This window comes from Pseudomonas sp. OG7 (assembly GCF_014192825.1).
Classification (GTDB): Bacteria; Pseudomonadota; Gammaproteobacteria; order Pseudomonadales; family Pseudomonadaceae; genus Aquipseudomonas; species Aquipseudomonas monteilii.
Genome location: NZ_JACHYK010000013.1, coordinates 62,565 through 83,659 on the forward strand (window position 1 = coordinate 62,565; position 21,095 = coordinate 83,659).

A 21,095-nucleotide genomic window follows, 5' to 3' on the forward strand; every position below is an offset into this window, starting at 1 on the left:
ATAGAGAGTCCTGCCAGCATCCTCCACCCGGGAAGCCTTTGCAATGCACCCGCCTGGGACGTGTCGTAAATGGCACAAAGTGTCACCCCTGCGCGTATCGGCGCTGGTACAAGGGCTTATCAGCAGGCCTTGGTAGCTGACCCAAGTCATTGATTTGACTGGCGTGCGAAACGCTGGCCCAACCTTTGCTCTACGCTTTCCAACTCCTCAACAAACATAACAGCCAGGAGACACACCATGCGTTACGCACATCCCGGTACCGAGGGCGCGAAGGTTTCCTTCAAGAGCCGCTACGGCAACTACATCGGTGGCGAGTTCGTAGCTCCGGTCAAGGGGCAGTACTTTGAAAACACGTCCCCGGTGAATGGCAAACTGATCGCCGAATTCCCCCGTTCCACTGCCGAAGACATCGATAAAGCGCTCGACGCCGCCCACGCCGCTGCCGACGCCTGGGGCCGCACGTCAGTGCAGGACCGCTCAAACGTGCTGTTGAAGATCGCCGACCGCATCGAGCAAAACCTCGAACTGCTGGCGATTACCGAAACCTGGGACAACGGCAAGCCAGTCCGCGAAACCCTCAACGCCGACATCCCGCTGGCGGTCGACCACTTCCGCTACTTCGCCGGCTGCATCCGCGCCCAAGAGGGCGGTGCTGCAGAAATCAACGAAGGCACCGTGGCCTACCACATTCACGAACCGCTGGGCGTGGTCGGGCAGATCATCCCGTGGAACTTCCCGATCCTGATGGCCGCCTGGAAACTTGCCCCGGCCCTGGCCGCCGGCAACTGCGTGGTGCTCAAACCTGCCGAGCAGACCCCGCTGGGCATCACCGTGCTGGTCGAACTAATTGGCGACCTGCTGCCAAAAGGCGTGCTCAACGTGGTGCAAGGCTTTGGCCGCGAAGCCGGTGAAGCCCTGGCCACCAGCAAGCGCATCGCCAAGATCGCCTTCACCGGGTCCACCCCGGTGGGCTCGCACATCATGAAGTGCGCAGCCGAAAACATCATTCCATCCACCGTGGAACTGGGCGGCAAGTCGCCGAACGTGTACTTCGAAGACATCATGCAAGCCGAGCCGAGCTTCATCGAGAAGGCGGCCGAAGGCATGGTGCTGGCGTTCTTCAACCAGGGCGAAGTGTGCACCTGCCCATCCCGGGCACTGGTACAGGAGTCGATCTACCCGCAGTTCATGGAAGTGGTGATGAAGAAGGTGCTGCAGATCAAACGCGGCGACCCGCTGGACACCGACACCATGGTCGGCGCCCAGGCTTCGCAACAGCAGTTCGAGAAGATCCTCTCGTACCTGCAGATCGCCCAGGACGAAGGTGCCGAGCTGCTGACCGGCGGCAAGGTGGAAAAACTGGAAGGCTCGCTGGCCACCGGTTACTACATCCAGCCGACCCTGCTCAAGGGCAACAACAAGATGCGCGTGTTCCAGGAGGAAATCTTCGGTCCGGTGGTCAGCGTCACCACCTTCAAGGACGAAGCCGAAGCCCTGGCGATTGCCAACGACACCGAGTTCGGCCTGGGTGCCGGCGTGTGGACCCGCGATATCAACCGTGCCTACCGCATGGGCCGCGGGATCAAGGCTGGCCGCGTATGGACCAACTGCTACCACCTGTACCCGGCGCATGCGGCGTTCGGCGGCTACAAGAAGTCCGGTGTTGGCCGTGAGACCCACAAGATGATGCTGGACCACTATCAGCAAACCAAGAACTTGCTGGTGAGCTACGACATTAACCCGCTGGGCTTCTTCTAAGCCCGTCAGCCAGAGCGGTTCGCGTTCACGAACCGCTCTGGCTCGCTTCCTGCAGTACCCATCACCATCGGCCCGGAACCCTTCCGGCCACCAAGAAAAAGAACAGGTGAAACTATGCCAAGCGATCATTCCGCCGGCTCGCCGGCAGGCTCTTCTGTCGACTTCGAAAAAGTCGGCTCGGACTATTTCCAGCAACGTGAACTGAAAAAAGGCGCCGCCGGCTGGGTACTGCTGGTCGGCCTGGGCGTGGCCTACGTCATTTCCGGCGACTATGCCGGCTGGAACTTCGGCCTGGCCCAGGGCGGCTGGGGCGGCATGTTCCTCGCCACCTTGCTGATGGCCACCATGTACCTGTGCATGTGCTTTTCGCTGGCCGAACTGTCGTCGATGATCCCCACCGCAGGCGGCGGCTACGGCTTTGCCCGCAGTGCGTTCGGCCCGTGGGGCGGCTTTCTGACCGGTACGGCGATCCTGATCGAATACGCCATCGCCCCTGCCGCCATTGCCGTGTTCATCGGCGCTTATTGCCAGTCACTGTTCGGCATCGGCGGCTGGATGATCTACCTGGCGTTCTACATCGTGTTCATCGGCATCCACATCTTCGGTGTGGGGGAAGCGCTGAAGCTGATGTTCATCATCACCGCCATCGCCGCCATCGCCCTGGCGGTGTTCCTGGTGAGCATGGTGCCCCATTTTGATGCAGCCAACCTGTTCGACATCGCCAAAACGGACGCGGTGGGCGCCAGCAGCTTCCTGCCGTTCGGTTATGTGGGCGTGTGGGCGGCCATTCCTTATGCCATCTGGTTCTTCCTGGCTGTCGAAGGTGTGCCGCTGGCCGCCGAAGAAACCAAGAACCCCAAGCGTGACCTGCCACGCGGCCTGATCGGTGCCATGCTGGTACTGTTGGCCTTCGCCCTGCTGATTCTGGTAGTCGGCCCCGGCGGTGCAGGCTCCGAAGCACTGAAAGCGTCCGGTAACCCGCTGGTCGAGGCACTGTCCAAAGCCTATGGCGGCAGTACCTGGATGGGCGGTTTCGTCAACCTGGTCGGCCTGGCCGGGCTGATCGCCAGCTTCTTCTCGATCATCTACGCCTATTCCCGGCAGATCTTCGCCCTGTCCCGCGCCGGCTACCTGCCGCGCAAGCTGTCGGAAACCAACAAAAGCAAGGCGCCGGTGCTGGCCTTGATCATCCCCGGCATCATCGGCTTTGCCCTGTCGCTGACCGGCCAGGGTGACCTGCTGATTCTGGTAGCCGTATTCGGCGCTACCCTTTCTTACGTGCTGATGATGGCCGCACACATCACCCTGCGCATCCGCCGGCCGAAGATGGAGCGCCCATACCGCACCCCCGGTGGCATCTTTACCTCGGGCGTCGCGCTGGTGCTGGCCTGCATCGCTGTGGTTGCCGGCTTCCTGGTCGACCCACGGGTGGTGATTGGCGCCGCAGTGATCTATGCGGTATTAATTGCCTACTTTGCTTTCTACAGCCGCCACCACCTGGTTGCGGGCACACCGGAAGAGGAATTCGCCGCGATCCAGAAGGCCGAAGAGGCCCTGCACTGATTGCCGCCACCCGCCGCAGGGCAACCTGCGGCTCTGGAGATTCTGTATGGCAAGTTTCGTACACACGGTCGGCCACCTGGTCTACCGCTTCGACAGCCTCAAGGAAGTGATGGCCAAGGCCAGCCCGGCACGCTCCGGGGACTACCTGGCAGGCGTTGCAGCCAGCAACGACGGCGAACGCGTTGCCGCGCAGATGGCGCTGGCCAATATCCCGCTGACGCACTTTCTCAATGAAGCGCTGATCCCTTACGAAGATGACGAGGTTACCCGCCTTATCGTCGATACCCACGATGCCCAGGCGTTCGCACCGGTCAGCCACCTGACCGTGGGCGGCCTGCGTGACTGGCTGCTGAGCGAAGAGGCCGATGAAGACAGCCTGCGCGCCCTGGCGCCCGGGCTGACACCGGAAATGGCAGCAGCGGTCTCGAAGATCATGCGTGTCCAGGACCTGGTGCTGGTGGCGCAGAAGATCCGCGTTGTTACCCGTTTTCGCGGCACCATGGGCCTGCGCGGGCGCCTGTCGACCCGGCTGCAGCCCAACCACCCGACCGACGAGCCGGCCGGTATCGCCGCCAGCATCCTCGATGGCCTGCTGTACGGCAACGGCGATGCCATGATCGGCATCAACCCGGCCACCGACAGCATCGCCTCGATCTGCGCCCTGCTGGAAATGCTCGACGCCATCATCCAGCGCTACGACATCCCTACCCAGGCCTGTGTGCTGACCCACGTCACCACCTCGATCGAGGCGATCAACCGTGGCGTGCCGCTGGACCTGGTGTTCCAGTCCATCGCCGGTACCGAGGCGGCCAACGCCGGGTTTGGCATCAACCTGAACGTACTGCAGGAAGGCTACGAAGCGGGCCTGTCGCTGAAGCGCGGCACCCTTGGGCAAAACCTGATGTACTTCGAAACCGGCCAGGGCAGCGCGCTGTCGGCCAACGCCCACCACGGCGTCGACCAGCAAACCTGCGAAACCCGCGCCTATGCCGTGGCCCGCCACTTCAAGCCGTTTCTGGTCAACACCGTGGTCGGTTTCATCGGCCCGGAGTACCTGTACAACGGCAAGCAGATCATCCGCGCCGGCCTGGAAGACCACTTCTGCGGCAAGCTGCTGGGCGTGCCGATGGGCTGCGATATCTGCTACACCAACCACGCCGAAGCCGACCAGGACGACATGGACACCCTGCTGACCCTGCTGGGGGTGGCCGGGATCAACTTCATCATGGGTATCCCCGGTTCCGACGACATCATGCTCAACTACCAGACCACCTCGTTCCACGACGCGCTGTACGCGCGCCAGACCCTGGGCCTGAAGCCCGGGCCGGAGTTCGAAGCGTGGCTGGCCCGCACCGGCATCTTCACCCAGGCCGATGGCCGGGTGCGCTTTGGTGACAACCTGCCGCCGGCCTTCCGCCAGGCCTTGGCACAGCTTGCATAGGGATGACCATGGACCCTCGCACACCTACCCCCGACAACCCTTGGCTGGCCCTGCGCAACCTGACCCCGGCACGCATCGCCCTGGGCCGCACCGGCACCAGCCTGCCGACCGGGGCGCAGCTGGACTTCCAGTTCGCCCATGCCCAGGCCCGCGATGCCGTGCACCTGGCCTTCGACCACGCCGGCCTGGCGACCCAACTGAGTGACCGTGGCCGTGACAGCCTGGTGCTGCACAGTGCCGCCAGCGACCGCCACCAGTACCTGCAGCGCCCGGACCTGGGCCGGCGGCTCAACGAAGACTCGATTGCCACCCTGCGCCAGCACGCACAGGCGAACCCCGGCGGCGTCGACCTGGCCATCGTGGTTGCCGATGGCCTGTCGGCGCTGGCTGTTCATCGCCACACCCTACCGTTCCTGAGCCGTTTCGAGGAGCAAGCGGCCGCTGATGGCTGGACCAGCGCCCCTGTGGTGCTGGTACAGCAGGGCCGCGTGGCAGTGGCAGACGAGGTCGGCGAATTGCTGGGCGCACGGATGACCGTGATGCTGATCGGCGAACGCCCAGGGCTCAGCTCGCCCGACAGCCTGGGCCTGTATTTCACCTACGCGCCGAAGGTCGGCCTGACCGATGCCTACCGCAACTGCATTTCCAACATCCGCCTGGAGGGCCTGAGCTATGGCATGGCGGCGCACCGCTTGCTGTACTTGATGCGCGAAGCCTGCAAACGCCAGCTTTCCGGGGTGAATCTGAAGGACGAAGCCGAGGTCCATAGCCTGGAAAGTGAAGACAGCGCCAACCAGAAAGGCAACTTCCTGCTCGGCAAAGGGTAAAAAACATGTCACGGAAGGCGGATTGCACTTGTGACGCGCATTGGGCAGCATGCCCTTGAACGCTGCAGGCATTCCGCTGTTTCCCTAAATGGACTCTGAGGGCCGCACATGCGCATCATCAAGGCAACCCTGGAACACCTCGACCTGCTCACGCCACTGTTCGTCAGATACCGTGAGTTCTATGGGCAGCTGCCCTATCCCGACAGCTCGCGCAGCTTTCTGGAAAAGCGCCTGAAACGGGATGAATCGGTGATCTACCTGGCGCTACCGGATGATGACGACAGCAAGCTGATGGGCTTCTGCCAGTTGTACCCCAGCTATTCGTCGCTATCGCTGAAGCGGGTATGGATACTCAACGACATCTACGTGGCCGAAGACTCGCGGCGCATGCTGGTGGCTGACCACCTGATGCGTGAGGCGAAGAAAATGGCGAAAGAGACCAACGCCGTGCGCATGCGGGTTTCGACCAGCGCGGACAACGAAGTTGCGCACAAGACCTACGAATCCATCGGTTTTCGTGAAGACACCGAGTTCAAGAGCTACATCCTGCCAATCAGCCAGGATTGACAGTCCCGGCCCTTTCGCGGGCGTGCCCGCGAAAAGGCCAGCACAGGAAGCACCTGCCGTAACCCCCCGCTACAAACTCCCCGGGCATGATCCTGACTTAGCCGTATAATGCCCCACCTGTCATGTGTGAAAATTTACCCATCCCCAGGTAACCGAGCCTACGCCCCAGAACACAGGTGCTGTACATGGATTTCAACCCGCTGGACCTTATCCTGCATCTCGATGCCTACCTCGATCTGCTGGTCACCAATTACGGTCCCTGGATCTACGCCATCCTGTTTACCGTCATTTTCTGTGAAACAGGGCTGGTGGTAATGCCTTTCCTGCCAGGCGATTCGCTGCTGTTCATCGCTGGCGCCGTGGCCGCTGGTGGTGGCATGGACCCGGTGCTGCTGGCCGGCCTGCTGATGGCTGCCGCCATCCTGGGGGACAGTACCAACTACGTGATAGGGCGAACGGCCGGCGAGCGGTTGTTCAACAACCCCAACTCGAAGATCTTCCGCCGCGATTACCTGCAGCGTACCCACGACTTCTACGAACGCCACGGCGGCAAGACCGTGACCATGGCGCGCTTCCTGCCCATCCTGCGTACCTTTGCACCGTTCGTCGCCGGCATCGCGCACATGCATTACCCACGCTTCCTCGGTTTCAGCATCGCCGGTTCGCTGCTGTGGGTGGGAGGCCTGGTTACCCTGGGTTACTTCTTCGGTAACGTGCCGTTCATCAAGCAACACCTGTCGCTGATGGTGGTGGGCATCATCATCCTCTCGCTGGTGCCGATGATCCTCGGCCTGCTGCGCGGCCGCCTGGGCCGGGCCGCCAAGGCTCACTGACCGCCGCTCATGTGGTCGTTCAGCGCCTGGCGGCGCAAGCGCACCCTGGCGCGCTACCCTATCTCCCCCCAGCAATGGCAGGCCGTACGCGAGCGCCTGCCGATGCTGGACGGCATCAGTGACGCCGAAGACCACTGGCTGCGCGAAGCCTGCATCCTGTTCCTGCTCGACAAGCACCTCACCTGCCTGCCCGGCGTCGAACTGGACGACGAGCAGCGCCTGCTGCTGGCCGCCCAGGCGCAACTGCCACTGCTGCACCTGGGCGAGCTGAACTGGTACCAGGGTTTCCACGAAATCATCCTGTACCCCGACGACTTCAAAAGCCCCCAGCGCCACCGCGATGCCAGTGGCGTGGAGCACGTCTGGGACGGCGAGCACAGCGGCGAAGCCTGGCAGCAGGGGCCGATCATCCTGGCCTGGAACGGCGTGCTGGCCAGTGGCGGCTGGGAGGCCTACAACCTCGTCATCCATGAGCTGGCGCACAAGCTCGACATGCTCAATGGCGATGCCAACGGCCTGCCCCCGCTGCACAGCGGCATGCCGGTGGATGAGTGGGCAACGGCCATGCAACAAGCCTACGACGACCTCAACCGCCAGCTGGACGCCAACCCCGACGCCGAAACCGCCATCGACCCCTATGCCGCGGAAAACCCGGCGGAGTTCTTTGCGGTCACCAGCGAATACTTCTTTAGTGCCCCCGACCTGCTGCAGCAGGCTTATCCATTGGTCTACCGCCAGTTGTCGCTGTTCTACCGGCAAGACCCGCTGGCGCGCCTGCGCCAGCTACAGGCCGAACACCCCGAATACCGCGAAAGCCACGCCTGACGGGGCCGCACATCAGGCCAGGCGTGGCATGCCCCGGCAGAATGTGCCTATAATCGCCGCCACTTTTTTGGTCAAACACGGGGGCACTGCCCAATGAGCTACAGCAAGATTCCGGCGGGCAAAGACCTGCCGAACGACATCTACGTCGCCATCGAGATCCCGGCCAACCACGCGCCGATCAAATACGAAATCGACAAGGACAGCGACACCCTGTTCGTCGACCGTTTCATGGCTACCCCAATGTTCTACCCAGCCAACTACGGCTTCATTCCGAACACCCTGGCTGACGACGGTGATCCGCTGGACGTGCTGGTTGTTACCCCTTACCCGGTAGCGCCAGGCTCGGTTATCCGCGCCCGTCCGGTTGGCGTGCTGAACATGACCGACGACGGCGGCGGCGACGCCAAGGTCATCGCTGTTCCTCACGACAAGCTGTCGCAGCTGTACGTTGACGTGAAGGAATACACCGACCTGCCAGCCCTGCTGATCCAGCAGATCGAGCACTTCTTTGCAAACTACAAAGATCTCGAGAAGGGCAAGTGGGTCAAGATCGAAGGTTGGGAAGGCGCCGACGCCGCCCGTGCCGCGATCACCAAATCGGTTGCTGCCTACAAGGGCTGATACCGGTTGCAGGAAGAACCCCGCCATGGCGGGGTTTTTTTATGCCTGAATGGGCGATGCTCAGGGTGCTGGTAATAAATCCTACGCAGTCCTACATCAACTCCCTACAAACCACCTCTTTTCGTACAACCCCTGTCAACACCCGGTTCATATCCTTGCTGACACCCCCGCCGCTACACTCGCTACCATGAACACTTCCGGCGACCGCCTCAAAGCCCTGCTCCACGAATGTGGCCTGACCCCTTCCGATTTTGCCGCCCAACGCAGCGTCACACCGCAGCACGTCAACAACTGGTTCAAACGTGGTGTGCCTTTGGCCCGGCTGGACGAACTGGCCGACTTGTTCTGTGTGCACCGCCGTTGGCTACGCACCGGAGAAGGGCCCAAACATCCCAACCCGATCCTGCGCAGCGGCGCGCCCCGGCCGACGCCCGTCAACCCGCCCTCTCCGCTGTCGGTGGAACATGGCCGGGCAGTGAAGGTGCCTTACTACCAGTTGCAACAAGGCCAGCTGTCGCCGGTGGCCAGCAAACACCTGCGCTTGCCGGCAAAAGCCTTGAGGGGGCTGGGTGTGCATGCTGCCAATGCGATCTGCCTGGCAATGCCGGCCAGCAACATGCTGCCCCTGATTCCGCTGAATGCCAGCCTGGCCATCGACCTGGGCATGACCCGAGTGGTCGAGGGTGAAACCTATGCCCTGCTGCACAACGGCATGCTCAGGGTGAACAACCTCAGCCTTGGCCAGCACGGTACGCTGTACCTGCACAGCCATGACCGGCGCAACTACGCAGTCGAACGCTACACCCCCGCACAGTGCCAGGCGCAGGGCCTGGAAATTCTTGGCTGGGTGTTTCACTGGTCGCATTTCCGCCAACAGCGGCCTGGCTGAAACACCCTGTGCCATTTTTTGCTGGGCATCCTGCGCGTGCCCTTGTATGCTACGCGGCACATTCAGCCCCGACCGGCGCAAGCCGCGGTCCAGAGGGCTCTGGCGATATCCCACACGGGCATCTGCCATTTCTTTCAGGCCCTTGATGGCCACTCAGTTAAGGCGATTGCGGCTTACCATAAATTAGTCGGAAGCGTCCCCGAGAAGCCGGCCACAAGCCGGCTTTTTAATGCCTCGCCGAAAGCCATCCCAAGCCCTCTGCGGCCTACCTCCCTCCTTCAAGAAGCTGACGAAAAAGTAATGTCGGACTCAGTTTTCTGACAGCGGCAACTCGCTAGTTTGGTCGTGGGCTGCGACACCCAGCAGCCGGGATATCCGCACCCCACACGACTGGACGCAACGGCATGCAAAGCAAAACCACAAGACGCACCTTCGTCAAAGGCCTGGCCGCTACCGGACTGCTCGGCGGGCTGGGCATGTGGCGCACGCCGGTGTGGGCCTTGACCAGCCCTGGCCAGCCAAACGTGCTGACAGGCAGCGACTTCGACCTGTACATCGGTGAACTGCCGGTCAATATCACCGGCACAAGGCGCACAGCGATGGCCATCAACGGATCCATACCTGGCCCAACGCTTCGCTGGCGCGAAGGCGATACCGTTACGCTTCGCGTGCGCAACCGTTTGAAGCAGGACACCTCCATCCACTGGCACGGCATCATCCTGCCGGCCAACATGGATGGTGTGCCTGGCCTGAGCTTCCATGGCATCGCCCCGGATGGCCTGTATGAGTACAGGTTCAGAGTCCATCAGAACGGCACCTACTGGTACCACAGCCACTCAGGCTTCCAGGAACAGGTTGGGGTGTACGGCGCGCTGGTCATCGATGCGAAAGAACCCGAGCCGTTCACCTATGACCGGGATTACGTGGTGATGCTCAGCGACTGGACGGATGAAGACCCTGCCCGGGTGCTGTCCAAGCTCAAGAAACAGTCTGACTACTACAACTTCCACAAACGGACGGTGGGTGATTTCGTCAACGACGTGAGCGAAATGGGCTGGTCCGCTGCGGTGGCGGATCGCACGATGTGGGCCGAAATGAACATGAGCCCCACCGATCTCGCGGACGTGAGCGGATACACCTACACCTACCTCATGAATGGCCAGGCACCGGGCGCCAACTGGACGGGGGTATTCAAGCCTGGCGAAAAAATCCGCCTGCGCTTCATCAACGGCTCCGCCATGACGTATTTCGACGTGCGTATTCCCGGCCTGAAGATGACCGTGGTTGCGGCGGATGGGCAGTATGTGAAGCCGGTAGCGGTCGACGAGTTCCGTATCGCGGTTGCGGAAACCTACGATGTGATTGTCGAGCCCGAGGATGAGCAGGCATACACCCTCTTTGCTCAATCCATGGACCGCACCGGTTATGCCAGGGGCACCTTGGCCATCCGCGAAGGCCTGCAAGCGGCTGTTCCAGCTGTTGATCCACGCCCGCTGATTTCCATGAGTGACATGGGTATGGATCACAGCGGCATGTCGGGGATGGACCATGGCAGCATGGCTGGCATGGACCACAGCCAGATGGCTGGCATGGACCACAGCCAGATGGCCGGCATGGATCACGGCAGCATGGCTGGCATGAGTGGAGCCATGCAGGTCCATCCTGACTCAGAGACCAACAACCCCTTGGTCGACATGCAGACGATGAGCCCCACGCCAAAACTGAGCGACCCGGGCATCGGGCTGCGTAACAACGGCCGACGTGTGCTGACGTATGCGGACCTGCGCAGCACCTTCATTGATCCCGACGGCCGAGAACCTGGCCGCACCATCGAGTTGCACCTCACAGGCCACATGGAAAAGTTCGCCTGGTCGTTCGACGGGGTCAAGTTTTCCGATGCCGAGCCGCTGCGCCTCAAATACGGGGAGCGCCTTCGTATCACCTTGGTCAACGACACCATGATGACTCACCCCATCCACCTGCATGGCATGTGGAGCGACCTGGAGGATGAGAACGGCAACTTCATGGTGCGCAAGCACACCATCGACATGCCGCCTGGCTCGAAACGAAGTTACCGCGTGACTGCGGATGCTTTGGGGCGCTGGGCCTATCACTGCCACCTGCTGTTCCACATGGAAATGGGCATGTTCCGAGAAGTCCGCGTGGACGAATGAACTGGAGATCCGAGATGAACAAACCTATGAAACGAAGCGCGTTTTTCCTCTCTGCTGCGATGGCTGGCCTGCTGGCTGTTTATGCCCCGTCGTCGTGGGCCGGTGACAACCATGAGCAACACACCCAGAAAGCCGCAGATGCAGCAAAAGCCAAGGGCGCTCAAGGCATGGACCACGGTTCCATGAAGGGCATGGATCACAGCGCCATGAAGGGCATGGACCATGGCTCGATGGAAGGTATGGATCACAGCAAGATGATGGAATCGCAGGGCAGCGACAACGCCAAGGCAGGGAAAGATGGCCAATAGCCCGGCGCGACCCTCGCTGCTGGCCCTGGCCGTTTCACTCGGTATGCTGGGTGCTGCACCCAGCTTCGCCGCTGGCGAAATGGACCATTCGGCGATGGGGCACGGCTCCATGTCGGGCATGGACCCTAGCCAGATGAATCATGGCAGCATGCAGGGCATGGATCATGGGGGCATGGATCACTCGAAGATGAACCATGGTACTGCCAGCCCTGCGACGACCAGCCGAACGCCGATTCCCGAATTGACGGATGCAGACCGGCAGGCGGCATTCCCCCCATTGGGCGGGCATCAGGTACACGACAGCGCGCTCAATAGCTTCTTCTTGCTGGACCAGCTTGAGTATCAGGATGCAGACGAAGGCAGCACCCTGGCCTGGGATGCTACCGGGTGGGTCGGCGGCGATATCAACCGGTTGTGGATTCGCTCCGAAGGCGAACGCACCAACGGCGTCACCGAAGATGCCGAGTTGCAGCTGCTCTATGGCCGCGCTATCAGCCCCTGGTGGGATGTGGTTGCCGGAGTGCGCCAGGATTTCAAACCGCAATCACCGCAAACCTGGGCGGCGTTCGGCATCCAGGGCATGGCGCTTTACGGCTTCGAGGCCGAAGCCACCGCGTTCCTGGGTGAGAACGGTCAAACCGCCGCGCGCCTGGAAGGCGACTACGACATTCTGCTGACCAATCGCCTGATCCTTCAGCCCACCGCCGAAGCCAATTTCTATGGCAAGAACGACCCTGAGCGAGGCGTGGGTTCTGGCCTGGCGAATACCGAGGTCGGGCTGCGGCTACGGTATGAAATCGTTCGCCAGTTCGCACCTTACATAGGCATCACCTGGAGCCGCTCCTACGGCAAAACGGCTGATTTCGTCCGCGACGAGGGTGGTGATGTGGATGAAGCGCGTTTCGTTGCCGGCATTCGCATGTGGTTTTGAGAGCCCGACATGAAAAAAACAATTACAACGCTTGTTGCAGCAGGCGCCGTCGCCGGTGCGGGCGTATTGGGCGCAGCTTACTTTGGCCTGGTGAACGTCGGGGCTGATGATCCCCATTTCCCGGCCGTGCATGCCTTTCTGGCCATGGCCCGGGATCGGTCCATCGAGGTACGGGCCAGGGATATCGAGGTACCGGACCTCAAGAATGAAAACCTGATTCGCATCGGCGCCGGTAACTACAACGCCATGTGCATTGGTTGCCATCTGGCCCCTGGCGTCGAAAAGACCGAGCTGAGCCAAGCGCTGTACCCGTCGCCTCCTGATCTGAGCAAGCTCGGCGCCAGCGGTGATCCCGCTGTTGCGTTCTGGACCATCAAGCACGGCATCAAGGCTACGGGAATGCCAGCTTGGGGCAAGAGCATGGATGATTCGTATATCTGGGGCATAGTGGCTTTTCTCGACCAACTACCGCAGATGAATGCTCAGCAGTACCAGGCGATGGTCGCAAGCAGTGGCGGCCACCAGCATGGGGGCGGTGAGAGTGACATGCACAACCATGAAGGCCAGCATGGGCAAGACCAAGCCGGCAGTGATCACCACTCGAAGCCGGCGTCGAAGACGCATGCTCATCGTGATGGGTCAGGAAAAATCGGCCCTTGAAATGTTCACCTTGAATGCTGCACTGGGCAGACAGGTGCATGCCGACAGGGTTGCAGCGCCTGGTAGATCGAGGGCCGCGCGGGCGGCGCTCGATTTCATAAACGATGCAAAATCGTCGACGTAGACCTACACGCCACAACACCAATCAGAAGTCATACCGCGCCCCAACCATCATGCTGCGCGACGGCCCGTAGAAGTTGAACGTGGAGGTCGACCCCACCCGCGACAGGTAATCCCGGTCGAACAGGTTGTTGACGTTGAAGGTGGCGGTCAGCTTCGAGGTCACCGGGTACGACAGCATCGCATCCACCGTGGCATAGCCCGGTGCATCGATGCGCACGCCGCCATTCTCGGAATAGAAGTTGCTCATCGCCGAAATGCCGCCACCAATGGCCAGGCCGTTCAGCGGGCCTTGGCTGATGGTGTACTTGCTCCACAGCGAAGCCTGGTTGCGCGGCATGATGAAGAAGGTCGTTTCTGCATCACCCTTGAGGGTTTCGGTTTCCATCCAGGTGTAGCCGGCCAGCAGCTCCCAGTTTGGCGTCAGCTTGCCGCTTACTTCCACTTCGGCACCTTTGACGCGGGTTTTGCCGGAGGCAACCGAGAAGTTGGTGTCTACGCCATCTTCGTCGTATTCGGTAGTGGCGCGGTTCTTGTCGGTCAGGCGGAACACCGAGAAGCGGGTGTTCAGGTCGCCGCCGAAGTAGCTGCTCTTGAGGCCGAATTCGTATTGCTCGCCTTCACGCGGTTTCAGCACCCGACCGTTGCTGTCGGTGTCGGACTGCGGCTTGAACACCTGCGAGTAGCTGGCGTACAGGGCGTGGTTTTCGGTCAGGTCATAGACCAGGCCGCCATACGGGGTGAAGTGGCCATCCACGCGCTTGCTGTCGTTGGTGGTGGCACCGGTGCTCAGGGTGGTGGTGTAGAAATCACCGCGATACCAGCTGAAGCGGCCACCGGCGATCAACGCCAGGCGCTCGATCGGGCGGAAGGTGACCTTGGAGTACAGGCCGTATTCCTCTTCCTGCATGCCGGTCTCGGTGCTGTAGTTGGGCGACGGTTTGGCGAACTGCTTCGGCGAGTAGGTGTTGACGTTGATGACGCCCAGGTTGGTGGTGCCGTTGAGGTATTCGGTGTCGTAGTTCTTGTAGTCGGTACCGACCACGAATTCGCTGACCTGGCCGAGGGTTTCGAACGGCTGGCTGTAGCTGGCGTCCAGCGAGTAGGTGTCCTGAGTGAAGTCACGGGCGCTGGCGCGCTCGGAGTTGGCACCGGTGGTGGCGTTGGTCGCGGTGAAGGCGTACAGGTAATTGGTGTCGCGGTGCGAGCCACGGGCGGCGACACGGCCATAGCCGCCGTTGTCGAAGCGGTGGGTCAGCTCGGCGACCAGGTCGGTGGTCTTGCCGTCGAAGTAGTTCCAGTCGGCACCCAGGAAACGGGAGTGGCTGAAGTCCGGCACGTCGCCAGACAAGGTTGCCGGATAGCCGTTGTGCGGGGTGATGTTCTTCACTTCGTGCATCAGGCCGAACGACAGCGTGGTGGCATCGTCCAGGTCGACATCCAGCGCGCCGTAGTAACTGTTGCTGGTGTTGGCGTTGTAATCGACTTCGCCATTGGTATCGTCACGGGATGCAATGAAACGCCCGCGCACGCGGCCGGCATCATCCAGCGGCCCGCTCAGGTCGATTTCTTCGTGGTTGGTGTCCCAGGTGCCGTAGCTGCCTTCAATATGGCCCTGGAATTCGGCGGTCGGGCGCTTGCGCACCATGTTGACGATGCCGCCCAGCTCGCTGGTGCTGCTGAACAGCCCGGCCGGGCCACGCATGATTTCGACACGGTCGAACGCCGCCAGCGACGGCACGGTGCCGAAGATGCTGGCCATGGGGGCCGGCAGGCCGTCGATGTTGAACTCGCTGTATTCGTAACCACGGGCGTAGATCGAAGACCGGCCGCTGTCGTTGGTCAGGGTGCGCAGGCCGGCGGTGTACTTGGCCAGGTCATCCAGGTGTACGAATTGGCGGTCCTTGACGTAATCCTGGGTGTAGACGGTGATCGATTGCGGAATGTCCTTGAGCGCCGCAGGGGTCTTGGTGCCCACAGTCGCGGCATCGACGCTGTAGCCGCCGGTTGCTTCCGAGGGCAGCATGTCGTACAGGCGGTTGCCTTCGATGGTCAGTGCCGGCAGGTCAAGCGCGTTGTCCTCTACCGCCGCCTGGGTCGCGACCGTGTCAGCCAGTGCGGACACCGAAAATGGCGCCAGCAAGCCCAGCACCAACAAGCCCCGCACCTGTCGCGAGTTCCCCACACGTTTGAAACTGTTCATGACACACCTTTCGCCCAAATGACAGTAATTCGCAAACGAAACAAGTTGCTTTTTGCGAACGATACCGGAGCGAAAACAGGGGTGCAGCAGGATTAACCTTCTTAACACAACCGGGCGTTGCCCTCCCCCTGCCAGCAATGGGATGATTCGTAACTGATAGAAGTTCTCATTCAAGGCTCAACGTGCCCACCTCACTTCTCCTCGTCGAAGACGATCCACGCCTGCGTCAGGACCTGGAACGCCATTTCCTCAACCGTGGTTTCCAGGTGCATGCCTGCGCCAGCGGCACTCAGGCCCTGAATGCCATAGCACGCGCGCAGTTCGAACTGGTGTTGCTGGACATCATGCTGCCGGGCATCGACGGCCTCAGCCTGCTCGACGCATTGCGCCGCCAGCAGGCGGTGCCGGTCATGCTGATGTCGGCGCTGGGGGCGGAACAGGACCGCATCAGTGGCTTCACCCGAGGTGCGGACGACTACCTGCCCAAGCCCTTCAGCCTGGCGGAGCTGGACGCACGGGTCGATGCCCTGTTGCGGCGCGTGGCGTTCGATCGCGGCACGGCGCTGCGGGCCGACGTGGGCGAGGTAATGCTGGACCACCACCGCCAGGACGTTATCCACAACGGTAACGCCGCAGGCCTCACGGCTTCCGAATTCCGCTTGCTGGTGACGCTGCGTGCCCACCCCGGCGAAGCCTTGAGCAAGCCGTTCCTGTACCAGACCGTGCTTCACCGGGCCTATACCCGCCTGGACCGGGGCCTGGATGTGCATGTGTGTAACCTGCGCCGCAAACTGGCCGACATCAATGCCCAGCACCTGCAGATCCAGGCCGTGCGCGGCCAGGGTTACATCCTGGTCGACACGGAACAGCCCTGATGCGCCGCCACCCGTTGCTGTGGAAACTGGCCGTGCTGCAAGTCGGCTTCTGCCTGTTGCTGGTCTGGCTGATCTGGACCTGGGGCCTGTCGGTGGAGCGCAGCACCTATTTCCTGTCCCCGGCCGACCAGGACTACCTGGCGCGCTATGCGCAACAAGCCGAAGACGCCTGGGACCAAGGCGGTGCGGTGGGCGTCGAGAGCTGGCGCAAGCAACTGGAACACGCCGAGAACACCTGGGTGGCAGTGATCGGCCCGCACCTGCAAAGCCTCGGTACCACCCCGCTAAGTGCCGAGCAGGCCAGCCACCTGACCTTCATGCGCAAACTCGATTGGCCGATGAGCCGTCGCCTGCAAGATGAACTGCCCTACGTCAGCATCGAATTTCCACGACACCCCGAGCACGGCCGCTTGGTGCTACAACTGCCTGAGCGACTGCTACCCACCGGCCTTACGCCGTGGACCCACGTGGTCACCCACGGCGTAGCCCCCGCACTGCTCGCCCTGCTGCTGGGCCTGGCGTTGTACCGGCATTTGGTAGTGCCGCTGAACCGCCTGCGCGACCGCGCCGACGCCCTGCGTGCCGATGACCTGGACAGCCCCGCCCTCCCCCTGCAAGAGCGTCGGGATGAGTTGGGTGAACTGGCACAGGCCTTCGAGCACATGGCCGGGCGCTTGCGCCAGAGTCTGGAGCAACAGCGCCTGCTGTTGCGCACGTTGTCGCACGAACTGCGCACGCCGCTGGCACGACTGCGTATCGCCCATGACAGCGACTTGCCGTCGCATCAGTTGCGCGAGCGTCTGGACCGCGAAGTCGCCGACATGCAGAAGTTGCTGGAAGACACCCTGGACCTGGCCTGGATGGACACCGAGCAACCCAGCTTGCCGACCGAACCGGTATTGATGGTTTCAGTGTGGGAAGCCCTGTGCCAGGACGTCTGCTTCGAAAGCGGCTGGGCCCCTGCGCGCCTGCCCTGTTCGCTTGGTATCGACTGCCAGGTACAAGCCCACCTGGACAGCCTTGCACAAGCCTTGGAAAACCTGCTGCGCAATGCCATTCGCCATTCGCCACCCGAAGGCCGGGTCAGCCTGGATGGCTGGCGCGAAGGCGAGGTTTGGCACCTGCGCCTGAGCGATCAGGGCCCCGGCGTGCCGCACGCGGAGCTCGAACGCATCTTCAAACCTTACCAACGCCTTGCCGACAGCGGTGCCGGGTTCGGCCTGGGCCTGGCCATTGCCCGACGCGCCATCGAGCTGCAAGGCGGCCGATTGTGGGCCAGCAATGGCCACCCGGGCCTGTGCCTGCATTTGACCTTGCCGGCCGCCAGCGACTGTTTAGAAAGTTAATGCGCTTTACGCTCAATCAGGACTGATTATCATCTGGGCGCTCCAGCCTCGCGTTCCTCGCCAGGCCCTGACGAGACGCCTGATGAGCAAGATGACCCTGACACTGGCTTTGGCACTGGCCCTTGCGGCGCCTGTTGCCCTGGCACAGCCCGAGCGTAACCAGAAGATGGACACCTCGCTGCTGCAGCGCCAGGACCTGGCCTATCGCTTCACCCAGCTCGACCTGGACTCGGCCGATGGCCAACGCCATTACCGCTTGTGGGTCGGCAAACCAAACCGACCGGCGCCCGCCTCAGGGTACCCGGTACTGTGGATGCTCGATGGCAATGCCGCGATCGGGGCGCTGCAAAGCCAGCAACTGGACAAGCTCGCCGCCGGCCAGGCGCCTTTACTGGTGGCCGTGGGTTACCAGACCGAACAACGTATCGAGCGGACCGGGCGTACATATGACTACACCCCGGCGCTGCCTGGCCAGGCTGAGCAGCGTGACCCGCTGACCGGCGAGCCCAGTGGCGGTGTGGATGCGTTTCTTGATCTGCTGACCGAACGCATGCGGCCGATGGTGGCCGGGCTGGCCCCGATCGACGCGCAACAGCAGACGTTATGGGGCCATTCCTATGGCGGCCTGGCCGTGCTGCATACGCTGTTCACCCGGCCCGGGGCGTTCAGTGACTATGCGGCGGCCAGCCCTTCGTTGTGGTGGCATGACGGGGCGATCGTGCAGGAGGCGCAGGGGCTTGAGCAGCGCTTGGGCAACAACTCTGCGCGGCTGCTACTGATGCGGGGCAGCGCAGAACCCTCGAACCCCCGGGCACAGCTTAAAGGCGATGCCGAGAAGCCCGCGCGCGAGCTGGCGGCGGACCTGGCCAAGGTAAAAGGCCTTCAGGTGCGCTTTGAACGGTTCGATGGGCTGGATCATGGGCAAATGCTGGAGGCTTCCTTGAACGCGGTGATCGAGCAGCTGGCCAGATAACAGGTAATCCCGTTCCGGCCTGCTGCTCCGTCGCATCGTCAAGGATAGGTGTACTTGAGCACGTACTGGCTCAGTTCACGGAAGGCATCCCCGGAAATCCGGGCTACAAGGTCTGGTGTCCGGCCAAGCGTCTTGCAGCATGCCGCGACCATCTGCTGGCGCACCGGCTCATCGAGCATGCTGGCATGCACAACCTGGAAGAACTGAAGGTAAACGCCAGAACCACTGCCTTCAGGGCTGCGCCGGATTTCAACAGGTGTGTCGTGGTAAGGCGCCCGGAAGAACGGCTGACCCTCGTAGTCCGGCTGTGGGGTCAGCACACCCGGGGCATCACACCGGCTGTGACACAGCACTTTGCTCTGCTGATCCGTCTCGAAGCCTCGTTCATAAAGCGTGACTTGCGACCCGGGGGCCTGTAGGCAGGCACTTTCGAATGCGTTCAGGATCTTCCGGGCATTCGCCTGGGAAGCCTGGATCTGCGACAACGCCACGAACCGCTCGATTTCACCCTTGGCGACGCTTTTTACGCCCCGGTCAAGGGTTGCCCAGTGGCTGAATTCTTCTTTGCAGGCAATCATGTGAATCTCGAAGCGGTAACCTGCCTCGACGGCAGCAGGCGGGAAACCGGCGAACGCTTCGTCGTCCAGTGCCGATTCCATGATGATGTTGTAGCGGTTGGCGAAGGCATACTCGAAAACCTTGCCGCTCAGCTCTCTGACGAAGGCTTCGGTGTGTTCGTAAACATGCAACACACCGTGGTCGCTCATCTGTGCGTAGTGCGGGTGCAGTTTGCGGAACTCAGGCAAATAAAGCCGCACATGGTTCTCGTAGCGCTCGCTGGGCAGCAACTGCTTCTCCAGCAAGTAAGTCTTGCCCGACCCTTGCGCCCCCGCAACGATTAGCATGTTCGGGGCGGGGTCACTTTCAGGCCCATCCGCCTCGCGTGCCTTGTCGAACAGCGTGTTGTCGAGCAGGGCAAAGGCATCAGTCACGTCGTTGGCAGTGAACGGGTAAAGCGTGGCCATATCTGCAATCCTCAAGTATCTGCCCCAAGCGGGCTGCCCGGCACTCTAGAAGTTGCGATGGCGTACCGTGTGGTAGATGGCTATGGCATCTCTGGCCAGCCCGCCGAAGGTCGTAGACGCGTGGGTTGCCAGTGGGGTGGCCATGTGCGTTATGCTTGGCCGGTCTTCAGGGCGGGGTGAAAGTCCCCACCGGCGGTAAATCGAAAGATGAGCCCGCGAGCGCCCCGGCCATGCCGGGGGTCAGCAGATCTGGTGCGACTCCAGAGCCGACGGTCATAGTCCGGATGAAAGAAGGCGTCAGGCAGGGGCCATCCGGGCGCCCTTGCGCGCGCATTTTGTTCGCCCCGAGACGTTCATCGATCATTCACGAGGAGCGTTTCATGTCCACCCTTCAACACCCGCAATTCCCCAACGTTTGCGCCGCCATCGCCGCCTTCCAGGCCGGGCGCCCTGTATTGCTGCTCGATGACGACGACCGCGAAGACGAAGCGGACATTATTGCGGCTGCCGAAAACATCACGCTGCAAACCATGGCCATGATGATCCGCGACTGCAGCGGCATCGTCTGCCTGTGCCTGGACGAAGCCACCGTTGACGAACTGCAACTGGCGCCGATGGTGCAGAACAACCAGGCCCGCCACGGCACCGGTTTCACCGTCACCATCGAAGCGGCAGAAGGCATCACCACCGGGGTTTCTGCCCAGGACCGCATCACCACCATTGGCGCGGCGTTGCGTTCCAGCGCCGAACAACGCCATATCGTCAGCCCAGGGCATGTGTTCCCGCTGCGCGCCCGCAATGGCGGGGTGTTGACCCGCCGTGGGCACACCGAAGGCTCGGTGGACCTGGCACGCCTGGCCGGCCTGCGCCCGGCAGCCGTGCTGTGCGAGCTGATGAACCCCGATGGCAGCATGGCCCGTGGCGAGCAGGTGGCGGTGTACGCGCGGCAGTACAACTTGCCGGTGCTGACCATCGAGGAGCTGGCGCGGTACCGGGAGGCGATGCTGGAGCGCGAAGCCGAGCCTGCCTGATAGGCCACCTTGGGGCGATTCGCGGGCACGCCCGCGAAAGGGCCCTTGAACTTGCCTCATTGCCCCGGAAGTTTGCTCCCCCCGCCCCGCTCTGCTAGTGTCGCGCCGTTCTGATATGCCACCGA

At 62.0% G+C, this 21,095-nt stretch carries 19 protein-coding genes and 1 riboswitch; of the genes, 17 read left to right on the top strand and 2 right to left on the bottom strand.

Annotated elements, in window-relative coordinates:
- Positions 1-237 precede the first annotated feature (237 nt).
- The 13 genes from FHW75_RS25825 to FHW75_RS25885 all read left to right on the top strand — a co-directional run bounded on the left by FHW75_RS25825 (position 238) and on the right by FHW75_RS25885 (position 13,397).
- Positions 238-1,758: an aldehyde dehydrogenase family protein gene (locus FHW75_RS25825; RefSeq protein WP_016715380.1), complete on the top strand. Its 1,521-nt coding sequence runs from the start codon at positions 238-240 to the stop codon at positions 1,756-1,758.
- A 114-nt stretch (positions 1,759-1,872) separates the two neighbouring features.
- Complete coding sequence (eat, locus tag FHW75_RS25830) at positions 1,873-3,321, top strand: ethanolamine permease (RefSeq protein ID WP_016715379.1); 1,449 nt, start codon at positions 1,873-1,875, stop codon at positions 3,319-3,321.
- Between the two features lie 46 nt (positions 3,322-3,367).
- Positions 3,368-4,762 carry an ethanolamine ammonia-lyase subunit EutB gene (locus FHW75_RS25835; RefSeq protein WP_016715378.1) on the top strand — a complete coding sequence of 465 codons (1,395 nt, stop codon included), beginning with the start codon at positions 3,368-3,370 and terminating at the stop codon, positions 4,760-4,762.
- 8 nt (positions 4,763-4,770) lie between these two features.
- Positions 4,771-5,589 (top strand): ethanolamine ammonia-lyase subunit EutC, encoded by an 819-nt coding sequence (gene eutC / locus FHW75_RS25840; protein WP_025754627.1) that lies wholly within the window; start codon positions 4,771-4,773, stop codon positions 5,587-5,589.
- Positions 5,590-5,697: 108 nt separating this feature from the next.
- Positions 5,698-6,156, top strand: a complete 459-nt coding sequence (locus tag FHW75_RS25845; RefSeq protein ID WP_016715376.1) for a GNAT family N-acetyltransferase — start codon at positions 5,698-5,700, stop codon at positions 6,154-6,156.
- A 185-nt stretch (positions 6,157-6,341) separates the two neighbouring features.
- Positions 6,342-6,989, top strand: a complete 648-nt coding sequence (locus FHW75_RS25850; protein WP_016715375.1) for a DedA family protein — start codon at positions 6,342-6,344, stop codon at positions 6,987-6,989.
- A gap of 9 nt (positions 6,990-6,998) precedes the next feature.
- Positions 6,999-7,814, top strand: coding sequence for a zinc-dependent peptidase (locus FHW75_RS25855; protein ID WP_016715374.1), 816 nt, complete (start codon positions 6,999-7,001; stop codon positions 7,812-7,814).
- 93 nt (positions 7,815-7,907) lie between these two features.
- Positions 7,908-8,435 carry an inorganic diphosphatase gene (gene ppa / locus FHW75_RS25860; RefSeq protein ID WP_003255365.1) on the top strand — a complete coding sequence of 176 codons (528 nt, stop codon included), beginning with the start codon at positions 7,908-7,910 and terminating at the stop codon, positions 8,433-8,435.
- Between the two features lie 187 nt (positions 8,436-8,622).
- On the top strand, positions 8,623-9,324 hold the full coding sequence (locus tag FHW75_RS25865) for an XRE family transcriptional regulator (RefSeq protein ID WP_016715373.1): 702 nt from the start codon (positions 8,623-8,625) through the stop codon (positions 9,322-9,324).
- 404 nt (positions 9,325-9,728) lie between these two features.
- Positions 9,729-11,498 carry a copper resistance system multicopper oxidase gene (locus tag FHW75_RS25870; RefSeq protein WP_183675155.1) on the top strand — a complete coding sequence of 590 codons (1,770 nt, stop codon included), beginning with the start codon at positions 9,729-9,731 and terminating at the stop codon, positions 11,496-11,498.
- Positions 11,495-11,806, top strand: coding sequence for a hypothetical protein (locus FHW75_RS25875; protein WP_033693656.1), 312 nt, complete (start codon positions 11,495-11,497; stop codon positions 11,804-11,806). The genes FHW75_RS25870 and FHW75_RS25875 overlap by 4 nt, the downstream gene beginning before the upstream one ends.
- Entirely contained in the window at positions 11,796-12,737 is a 942-nt protein-coding gene (locus FHW75_RS25880; RefSeq protein ID WP_025754625.1) for a copper resistance protein B, read from the top strand. The genes FHW75_RS25875 and FHW75_RS25880 overlap by 11 nt, the downstream gene beginning before the upstream one ends.
- A 9-nt stretch (positions 12,738-12,746) precedes the next feature.
- Positions 12,747-13,397: a cytochrome c gene (locus tag FHW75_RS25885; RefSeq protein WP_016715369.1), complete on the top strand. Its 651-nt coding sequence runs from the start codon at positions 12,747-12,749 to the stop codon at positions 13,395-13,397.
- 145 nt (positions 13,398-13,542) lie between these two features.
- Here the strand turns inward: FHW75_RS25885 and FHW75_RS25890 are convergent, their stop codons facing one another.
- Positions 13,543-15,720, bottom strand: a complete 2,178-nt coding sequence (locus FHW75_RS25890) for a TonB-dependent siderophore receptor (RefSeq protein ID WP_183675158.1) — start codon at positions 15,718-15,720, stop codon at positions 13,543-13,545.
- A 182-nt stretch (positions 15,721-15,902) separates the two neighbouring features.
- Here FHW75_RS25890 and FHW75_RS25895 point away from each other — a divergent pair, with 182 nt between their 5' ends.
- The 3 genes from FHW75_RS25895 (at position 15,903) to FHW75_RS25905 (ending at position 18,914) form a co-directional block, all read left to right on the top strand.
- On the top strand, positions 15,903-16,595 hold the full coding sequence (locus FHW75_RS25895) for a response regulator transcription factor (RefSeq protein WP_025754623.1): 693 nt from the start codon (positions 15,903-15,905) through the stop codon (positions 16,593-16,595).
- Entirely contained in the window at positions 16,595-17,941 is a 1,347-nt protein-coding gene (locus FHW75_RS25900; RefSeq protein ID WP_019097898.1) for a sensor histidine kinase, read from the top strand. The genes FHW75_RS25895 and FHW75_RS25900 overlap by 1 nt, the downstream gene beginning before the upstream one ends.
- 82 nt (positions 17,942-18,023) lie before the next feature.
- Complete coding sequence (locus tag FHW75_RS25905) at positions 18,024-18,914, top strand: alpha/beta hydrolase (RefSeq protein WP_025754621.1); 891 nt, start codon at positions 18,024-18,026, stop codon at positions 18,912-18,914.
- 38 nt (positions 18,915-18,952) lie between these two features.
- Here FHW75_RS25905 and FHW75_RS25910 read toward each other — a convergent pair whose 3' ends face one another.
- Complete coding sequence (locus tag FHW75_RS25910; RefSeq protein ID WP_025754620.1) at positions 18,953-19,939, bottom strand: zeta toxin family protein; 987 nt, start codon at positions 19,937-19,939, stop codon at positions 18,953-18,955.
- Positions 19,940-20,097: 158 nt separating this feature from the next.
- A riboswitch (FMN riboswitch) is annotated at positions 20,098-20,239 on the top strand.
- Positions 20,240-20,319: 80 nt separating this feature from the next.
- Between FHW75_RS25910 and ribB the strand changes: the two genes are divergently transcribed.
- Complete coding sequence (gene ribB, locus FHW75_RS25915; RefSeq protein ID WP_019097895.1) at positions 20,320-20,970, top strand: 3,4-dihydroxy-2-butanone-4-phosphate synthase; 651 nt, start codon at positions 20,320-20,322, stop codon at positions 20,968-20,970.
- The last annotated feature ends 125 nt before the right edge of the window (positions 20,971-21,095 follow it).

Bases quoted from the DNA above. Each gene is read 5' to 3' on its own strand.
- FHW75_RS25825 (WP_016715380.1), top strand. From the start codon at position 238: ATGCGTTACGCACATCCCGGTACCGAGGGCGCGAAGGTTTCCTTCAAG.
- eat (WP_016715379.1), top strand. From the start codon at position 1,873: ATGCCAAGCGATCATTCCGCCGGCTCGCCGGCAGGCTCTTCTGTCGAC.
- FHW75_RS25835 (WP_016715378.1), top strand. From the start codon at position 3,368: ATGGCAAGTTTCGTACACACGGTCGGCCACCTGGTCTACCGCTTCGAC.
- eutC (WP_025754627.1), top strand. From the start codon at position 4,771: ATGGACCCTCGCACACCTACCCCCGACAACCCTTGGCTGGCCCTGCGC.
- FHW75_RS25845 (WP_016715376.1), top strand. From the start codon at position 5,698: ATGCGCATCATCAAGGCAACCCTGGAACACCTCGACCTGCTCACGCCA.
- FHW75_RS25850 (WP_016715375.1), top strand. From the start codon at position 6,342: ATGGATTTCAACCCGCTGGACCTTATCCTGCATCTCGATGCCTACCTC.
- FHW75_RS25855 (WP_016715374.1), top strand. From the start codon at position 6,999: ATGTGGTCGTTCAGCGCCTGGCGGCGCAAGCGCACCCTGGCGCGCTAC.
- ppa (WP_003255365.1), top strand. From the start codon at position 7,908: ATGAGCTACAGCAAGATTCCGGCGGGCAAAGACCTGCCGAACGACATC.
- FHW75_RS25865 (WP_016715373.1), top strand. From the start codon at position 8,623: ATGAACACTTCCGGCGACCGCCTCAAAGCCCTGCTCCACGAATGTGGC.
- FHW75_RS25870 (WP_183675155.1), top strand. From the start codon at position 9,729: ATGCAAAGCAAAACCACAAGACGCACCTTCGTCAAAGGCCTGGCCGCT.
- FHW75_RS25875 (WP_033693656.1), top strand. From the start codon at position 11,495: ATGAACTGGAGATCCGAGATGAACAAACCTATGAAACGAAGCGCGTTT.
- FHW75_RS25880 (WP_025754625.1), top strand. From the start codon at position 11,796: ATGGCCAATAGCCCGGCGCGACCCTCGCTGCTGGCCCTGGCCGTTTCA.
- FHW75_RS25885 (WP_016715369.1), top strand. From the start codon at position 12,747: ATGAAAAAAACAATTACAACGCTTGTTGCAGCAGGCGCCGTCGCCGGT.
- FHW75_RS25890 (WP_183675158.1), bottom strand. From the start codon at position 15,720: ATGAACAGTTTCAAACGTGTGGGGAACTCGCGACAGGTGCGGGGCTTG.
- FHW75_RS25900 (WP_019097898.1), top strand. From the start codon at position 16,595: ATGCGCCGCCACCCGTTGCTGTGGAAACTGGCCGTGCTGCAAGTCGGC.
- FHW75_RS25905 (WP_025754621.1), top strand. From the start codon at position 18,024: ATGAGCAAGATGACCCTGACACTGGCTTTGGCACTGGCCCTTGCGGCG.
- FHW75_RS25910 (WP_025754620.1), bottom strand. From the start codon at position 19,939: ATGGCCACGCTTTACCCGTTCACTGCCAACGACGTGACTGATGCCTTT.
- ribB (WP_019097895.1), top strand. From the start codon at position 20,320: ATGTCCACCCTTCAACACCCGCAATTCCCCAACGTTTGCGCCGCCATC.